This is a genomic window from Deltaproteobacteria bacterium (genome assembly GCA_030654105.1).
Classification (GTDB): Bacteria; Desulfobacterota; SM23-61; order SM23-61; family SM23-61; genus JAHJQK01.
This window is the reverse complement of the sequence record JAURYC010000142.1, coordinates 1-7,263: the sequence shown is the minus strand read 5'-3', so window position 1 is coordinate 7,263 and position 7,263 is coordinate 1. Positions and strand designations below refer to the sequence as shown.

Annotated in this window: 7 protein-coding genes; 4 read left to right on the top strand and 3 right to left on the bottom strand. The window is 48.7% G+C overall.

Features of this window, described 5'->3' with window-relative positions; translation table 11 throughout:
* Window positions 1-119 precede the first annotated feature (119 nt).
* Window positions 120-443, bottom strand: coding sequence for a hypothetical protein (locus Q7V48_05815; protein MDO9210253.1), 324 nt, complete (start codon window positions 441-443; stop codon window positions 120-122).
* A gap of 69 nt (window positions 444-512) precedes the next feature.
* Entirely contained in the window at window positions 513-992 is a 480-nt protein-coding gene (locus tag Q7V48_05810; GenBank protein ID MDO9210252.1) for a glycine/sarcosine/betaine reductase selenoprotein B family protein, read from the bottom strand.
* Window positions 993-1,357: 365 nt separating this feature from the next.
* Here Q7V48_05810 and Q7V48_05805 point away from each other — a divergent pair, with 365 nt between their 5' ends.
* Window positions 1,358-1,984 (top strand): CsgG/HfaB family protein, encoded by a 627-nt coding sequence (locus tag Q7V48_05805; GenBank protein MDO9210251.1) that lies wholly within the window; start codon window positions 1,358-1,360, stop codon window positions 1,982-1,984.
* Window positions 1,985-2,110: 126 nt separating this feature from the next.
* Here the strand turns inward: Q7V48_05805 and Q7V48_05800 are convergent, their stop codons facing one another.
* Complete coding sequence (locus Q7V48_05800; GenBank protein MDO9210250.1) at window positions 2,111-2,614, bottom strand: hypothetical protein; 504 nt, start codon at window positions 2,612-2,614, stop codon at window positions 2,111-2,113.
* Between the two features lie 705 nt (window positions 2,615-3,319).
* Between Q7V48_05800 and Q7V48_05795 the strand changes: the two genes are divergently transcribed.
* The 3 genes from Q7V48_05795 to ltrA all read left to right on the top strand — a co-directional run bounded on the left by Q7V48_05795 (window position 3,320) and on the right by ltrA (window position 7,007).
* A complete protein-coding gene (locus Q7V48_05795; GenBank protein ID MDO9210249.1) occupies window positions 3,320-4,264 on the top strand; it encodes a hypothetical protein in 945 nt (314 codons plus the stop codon).
* 130 nt (window positions 4,265-4,394) lie between these two features.
* A complete protein-coding gene (locus Q7V48_05790) occupies window positions 4,395-4,970 on the top strand; it encodes a flavodoxin family protein (protein ID MDO9210248.1) in 576 nt (191 codons plus the stop codon).
* A gap of 648 nt (window positions 4,971-5,618) precedes the next feature.
* Window positions 5,619-7,007 (top strand): group II intron reverse transcriptase/maturase, encoded by a 1,389-nt coding sequence (ltrA, locus tag Q7V48_05785; protein ID MDO9210247.1) that lies wholly within the window; start codon window positions 5,619-5,621, stop codon window positions 7,005-7,007.
* Window positions 7,008-7,263: the final 256 nt, after the last annotated feature.

Here is a 7,263-nt window from a genome sequence, read left to right as displayed (position 1 = left end):
CTTTTGCGAAGTCCCCTTGGAGGGGGACAAGCAATTTATCTTGCTGGCATTGGATCTAATTTTCTCTGTAACGGACGGAATAGTCGAATTCATTCGACCCGTCCGTTGAACCCATCGGCTTAAAGCCGATGGTGGTTCAGTTTTTTACTCGCTTCGTATAATATTTGATCCTCCTCGAATTGGAACTGAGGTTCCGATGTCCTCGGCAAACGAGCGTCTTTCGAATGAGTGTTCTTCCAGGATTCGTCTTCACTCCAGCGATAAGGGAGGATCTTAATACTTCCCGGACTCTTCATCTCCCCCAGGGCAATCAAGGCATCATGGACAATCGAGTATTGCAAATCTGGTTCGTTTGCCTTCCCAGTGGTATGACCCAGTGGAAAATCGAGAAAGACAGCGCGAGGAGGGTTAACCGATTGGGTAATATCTAGGGCGCTGCTCATGCATACGGTGGAGATCCCCACAGCTTCTGCCTGCCGAGCAATCAGTCCCACGGACTGGTGACATACGGGTCAGACCGGAACTAAAAGGAGAGCATCTACCTTGTCTTTGAGCAATTTGTCAATAATCGCAGGGGCCAGATTCTCCCTGACTTTTCTCGATGAGTAAATCCCCCCCATGAACGTATATTGGAATGGGGCCAGTTTTCCTATAAATCCTTCTTTCTCCATACGCTGCAATGGTTCAATCGGAAAAACACAATTGGGGTCATGCCGGGCATCGGTCATATCATAAGCAAAATGAGTGATCCGTAGGTCCTTTATATTTACATCTTTCGAGATTGCCCGGTAGGAATCATCATCTTTGTAATGAAAGGCCAGCTGACCGGCTTTATAAATCCCCCCTGAAGCTGAGACAGCCACGCGGCATTTATTGAGCGGTTCCTTTAACGGTTGCCAGGGAGGGGTATCTTCGTTCCGCACCCAAGTATAAGGCGAATATCCAAGCCTGGCGTAAAGATTTGATATTCTCTTTATATATTCAACATGCATGCGATTTAGCCTCCTCTGATCCTCCCTCGGGTTTGGTTTCAACTTTCCGATCCCTTTCATAATGCCATTATGAGGAGGATTTTTCAAATCTAAAGATCAGCATAAAATATCCGAAGAAAGGGAATTTGTCTTTAAGAATACCTTGACCTTGTCCCCTCAAATTCATATAATCCCATCCGAATCAACAAGCTGGCATTCCTGTCTTTATCCATCAACCCTTAACCGCTACCCGAGTGAGGTAGCAGGGAGGTTGTATGGTTTGGAGATCTGAATAGACCCCATTTCTGAGGAAGAGGTGGGGTTTTTTATTATATGATTGGACCGGGTTATTTGGAATTGGTAGGGCTTAATTTAAGGAGGGAATTATGAAGCGGTTTGCGGTGTTAGTTCTGGCTTTCTTGATGTTATCATGTACTGCCCATGAGTATCCCTACACCGTCTATTCCCGCCCAGGAGCTAATGTTTCTGATGCAAAAATAGCAGTCCTTCCTTTTTCCAGCACAACCAGAGAAGTTGGATTTTTGGCCAGTGACCTGGTTTCGCAGAATCTAATTAAAAACGGTTTTCGCATTGTAGATAGATCATATCTTCAGAATATACTACAGGAGCAAGAGGTAAGCTTGACCGGCCTCACGAAAGACACCAGTCTGCAAAAGATAGGAAAACTCGTAGAAGCTGATTACCTGCTTGTTGGAACGGTAAGAGTCGAAACCAAGGTTGAAAGTTCCGGCGTAGCTTTCAAGAAGTTATCTTTCAGTGGGGTTGAACAAAAGGAATTTATTTCCGGAATGTCCATAAGAGTTTTGAGCGTAGAAACTGGGGAAGTGGTTATAGGATCCTCCTATGCTTTAGAAAGAACGCGCAATGGGGAACCAGACACAAACCATGCCCGGCCATTGTCCGCCATTGGCCAGGGCCTTGTTAATTATATCCTTGGAAAACCCATGCCCAAACTTATTCTACATAAAGACCCAGAACAAAAATCTCCTTGACTGCCCCTATGCTGAAATAAACAAAAGCCCGGAATCCAAGAGATCTCCGGGCCACTCTTTTGACAGCATAAATCCTGATACCCTCCCAAAGCAATTAATCTCCAAGAAGTTATCAGGATCCACTCTTCAAACATACATCCATCCCCATTGCGGGCTCCAAACCCTCTTCCCACCTCTCAGAATGGGATCGGCCTCATCCTGGAAGGACAAGCACCATTTGTTCTGACGTTCCCAGGTTTTCAGGAACGCAAGCATGGCGTTGTGAGCGACCCAGAAGCTTGCATAATTTTCGCTGTATTTACTGTTGGCCATTTCTTTTGTCTTTCCCGATAGCTCGAAGAGCCGTGTGACCGCCTCCTGTATCATGTCGTCATAAATCGACTGAGCTAATGGGTTCCATTTGAAATTCCGGGCGAAGACCTTCTTGGCCAATGGATAAACAACCGCGGAGTTGAAATTCTCCCTGTCTATGACGATCTGTTTTTTCGAATAATTCTTTACGAAGAACCCTTTCACTTTTGCTTTGTAAGCTTGGTCGGAAGAAAGACCGTAAGTTTTCTTAATCTCTTCGCTGGACATACCTGGTTGAAGAAACACTTTTTCCCTTCGGATTTCTGGAACTGGGTCCATGCGTCCTCCTATTCTGTTTAAATTTAGGTTGAGAACGTGGGTGAGAAATTCGGTTACCTTGGGGTGCTGTAAGATAGAAAAACCGTCAGAAACGTCCCACATTCCTTTGGGGAAGGATGTTTATTGGTAAGTCATATATATGAATGTGGAAGGATATAACTGAAAAACGAAGCCACCTTCGGATTTGATCAGGGTTGGGAGTTGTTTTTCCTGGAGGGAATGGATTTAAGAACAGGAAATTCTGGAGATGAACTTTTAAACTTTTAGGAATTTTGGCGGGGAGAGGACAGAAATTGGTAAAAACGTAAAAAGTTTAAATCTTGGGCTGGACCGGGGCAGATCAAGAAACGAACTATGGTTCGTTTTTCTCCATCATGAAACAGGTGTTTATGGGTGTTAAGAGGTGTTTATGGGGGTGGTAAACACGGTGGGATGGATGGAAGGCGTTATTCTTATTCCGAAAAGGATGATGTCCTGGAGGGGTGTTAATGTGTTAAGGGGATTTTGGGGGGGAAGGATAAAATTTATCCTTTTGACATGAACGGAAAAGTGTGAAATATTCTGTTCAGTTTTTCAGAGATAATTGTTGCTGGAGCTACGGGATCCTTGATAATCCGATCCATTAGTAGGAACAGTCAATGAAAAGAATAAAGATGTTCTTCATTTTAAAAAAATGAAGGTTTTGTGGAACGGAGGAAATGAAAGATGATCGTAAAAGGGAATGAAAAATACTTCCGGACTCCGTTCAATGACGAAGCGGAGATCGAGGCTGTGGTCCAAGACTACGCTGAATATCTATTCGGCTCCAGCATCATCTTGATTCCAAAATCAAAAATATCCACAATGGGGGGAACTGGAACGATTCCAGATGGGTTCGTCGTGGATGTAGAATCAGAAGAATGGTTCATGGTTGAAGCCGAGCTCACATCCCACGGAACTTGGCAACACATCGCTCCCCAGATATCAAAACAGTTAGCAGCTGTGGATTCCCAGACAACCAGAGACTCAATCTTAAATATTGTGATGAACCTCATTAAAAACGATTTAACAGTCGCTGAGGTTTTTTCTGATCTTGGGATTGCACAACTGGACGTACACGGAAAATTACAAACCATCCTGAATAAAGCCCCAACGATAGCCATACCGATTGACGGTATTCCCTCTGACCTTCAATCGTGGGTAAAAACTTTAAAATTTAGGGTCAAAATCTGGGTAATCGAGAAGTATCAGGCCCTTGATGGCACCACAATCCTCTACTCGATCCCAGATGAAAACGTACCGACTATCAGCACGAGCACAATCAAGGGTCAACCAACATCAACGGTGGCGGCAAGATGGTCACAACCATACCAGGATGTAATGGAAGCTGGACTAATTCACGAGGGACAGAAGGTTTTTCTTGAGTACGGCCCCAGAGGACAACAGAAGAAGACGTTTGAGGGAATCCTCCGCAAAGAGGGTGTCGAGGTTGATGGCAAGGTCATGTCTCTTAGTGCGGCTGCCGTTTATTGCATTCAGAAGGCCGGTAGTCAAAGAGGGACCGCGAATGGCTGGATCATGTGGAAGACCGAAGATGACATCTATCTTAATGATTTCTACAACCAGGTTTATTCGAAAAATGATGGCATCACTGAAGAGAAACCTGTCTAAACATAAGGAGCGAATCCTTTTGGGAGCTAATATAAGCCTCTTTATTTTTGCTTTCGAATCCTGGAAATCCGCGTTAATCTGCGTCCAAATTTTTTCATCTTGGATCAATATAGAAAAAAGGAGGAAGGAAATGAAAGTCGTGGCCTTTAACGGAAGCGCGCGGAAAGATGGGAACACCGCAATTCTCTTAAATTGGGTGCTGGAAGAACTGGTAGGGGAAGGAATTGAAACCGAGCTGATCCAGTTTGCCGGAGAACCCATCGCCGGCTGCATTGCCTGTTACAAATGTGTAAAGAACAAAGACCTGAGATGCGCCGTGAATACCGACAAAGTCAATGACTACCTTGCCAAAATGCAGCAGGCTGACGGGATTCTATTAGGGTCCCCTACTTATATTGCCGACATAACCACCAGCATGAAAGCTTTCATCGAGCGAATCACGATTGTCTCCCGGGCCAATGGGGATATGTTGAAACGCAAGATGGGAGCGGCAGTTGTGGCCGTGCGGCGCGCGGGAGCGATTCACGCTTTCAGCTCCCTGAACGATTTCTTCCTGATCAACCAGATGATCATTCCGGGCTCCAGCTACTGGAACATCGGCATCGGCAGAAACCCCGGGGAGGTGAAAAACGACAACGAAGGCCTCCAGACCATGAAGACCCTCGGGCAGAACATGGCCTGGCTTCTTAAAAAAATTCACCCGTGAGGGAACGCCGGACGCTCATGAAGTTGTAATTTTTTCCGTTTCAGGGTTTCTTTCTTCCCTTCCCGTTCAATAATGGAATGTTCGCTCCCCATTCCTTGTGAACGATTTCAGGAACGAAAAATTTCTGGCTACGTTCATCCGCCCATCGGAGTGTGAAGCGGGGACGCCCTTAGTTGCGGCCTGGCAAGGCTGCATGGTTTTATAGGTGGGAAGCCTATCCAGGTAACCGTTAGCCACGGGCCTGGAATCGAGCCTTGCAGGTGCAGTGGTAACACTGTGCTTGATGCGTAGGCACGAGAGGAGGCGAGGTGCAATGGTAATCCCGCCGGAGGCGGGACTGACCGTGAAGGTGTTGAGCCCCGAAAAGTCCGTGTTTGGGATGGGCCGATGGTACTTAAGGGACCAGCAGGCAACAGGGCCTTGTGCATGATGGCAAGTGCAAGGAACCGCCCCGGGGTCTTAGGCCGCGTCGAGCCTCACATGGAGACCATGTGGCAACCAGGGAGATCCGGCAGTCGGCGTAGGAAAGAGAGACGCACCTTCCGACAAGTGTAAGAAGCGAGGAAGAGGGCAGAGACAGCCGGAAGTCGGAGGCACCCATAAGAGCGATGAAGCCTGGTAACGCGGGTGGAGCAAAGGGGTGCCGGTTTGGGAGAACGGGTAGGGGAAACATGGCCCGACACAGTGCGGATTGAGACCATGACCACAAGACTTGCTCGTTTCACACAGAGGGCGCGCGAGCTTCGGCGGGAGCGATTTACCTCGTTGATGGGGTTGCTCTTCGATCTGGAGGGGTTGCGTGCCAGCTTTGAGCGCCAGGATGGAAGGAAGGCGCCCGGGGTGGATGGGATAAGAAAGGAGGACTATGCGGAGGGGTTAGAGGAGCGGCTGGCTGAATTGAGCGGTCGGTTACGCCGTCTGAGCTATCGGCCTAAGCCGGTGCGGCGGGTGTACATTCCCAAAGGGGATGGCCGACATCGCCCGTTGGGGATTCCCAGCTTCGAGGACCGGATCGTGCAGGACAGGCTTAGCCAAATCTTGCAGGCGATCTGGGAACCGGAGTTTTGTGAGTGCTCGTATGGTTTTCGGCCGGATCGGAGCGCGCATGATGCGTTACGGCGGATGGCGGAGATCATTACCAATGAGCATACTCAATGGGTGGTGGAAGCGGACGTCAAAGGGTTTTTCGACCATGTCAGTCACGACCATTTGATGCGCTTCCTGGAGCACCGCATAGCCGACCCAAGGTTTCTGCGCATCCTTCGGCGGTTCCTCAAGGCAGGGGTAATGGAGGACGGAGTGGTGAGTGCGAGTGAGGAAGGGACACCCCAAGGTGGCCTGGTTTCTCCCGTACTGGCTAACATTTACCTCCATTATGTACTGGACCTCTGGTTCGAGAAGCGCTTTGGGAAATCATGCCGAGGGAAAGCGTACCTGGTACGTTTTGCGGATGATTTCGTCGCCTGCTTCGAGGATGAGGAGGACGCCCGGCGATTCCTGCCCGAGTTAACAGAACGGCTGGTGGCTTTTGACTTAGAGGTAGAGCCTCGGAAAACGTCAGTATTGCGTTTTGGTAGTGAGGCCGAGCGGGAGTGCTGGAGGGATGGGTTGCGGCGACCCGCCACCTTTTCCTTCCTTGGCTTCACGCACTTTGTCAGCCGTAGCCGTCGAGGACACTTCGTGGTGGGCCGCAAGACAGAGGGGAAGCGGTTCTGCAAGAAGCTGAAATTGCTGAACCAACGTCTGCGGGCCTTGAGAGTCGAAGGAGGCAGAGCCATGATGGCGCATGTGGAGAGTCATCTCCGGGGCCATATTCAATACTACGGGGTCAGCGGTAATACGCGAAGCTTGCGGAATTACTTTTTCCGGGCCTGTAGGCTCCTTTGTAAATGGCTCAACCGTCGCAGTCAACGCCGTTCTATCACGTGGGCGCGGTACTGGCCGATTATTTCTGGCCGGATGCCCTATCCTCGCATTGTTCACAATCTTTATCCCCATCCTCAGTGGATGACTCAAACTGGGAGCCGGATGGTGTAACGCACCACGTCCGGTTCTGCGAGGGGCCGGGAGTAACGGTTGAATGGTTGAGATATTGTGGCACCGCCGGGAAACCAGGCGGAAACAGAGAAAACAAACCTCAACCTGAAACGCCCGAAGTGCCCGGCCTACTCACCAATAATTCAATTTCTGGCTTTTGTGGTTTATAATGCTACCTCCAGGGAGAGGTTTATAGATTCTTCCCCGAAGTGGAACCATGATTTTTTATTTCACCATCCCCAATATCGCTCCACCC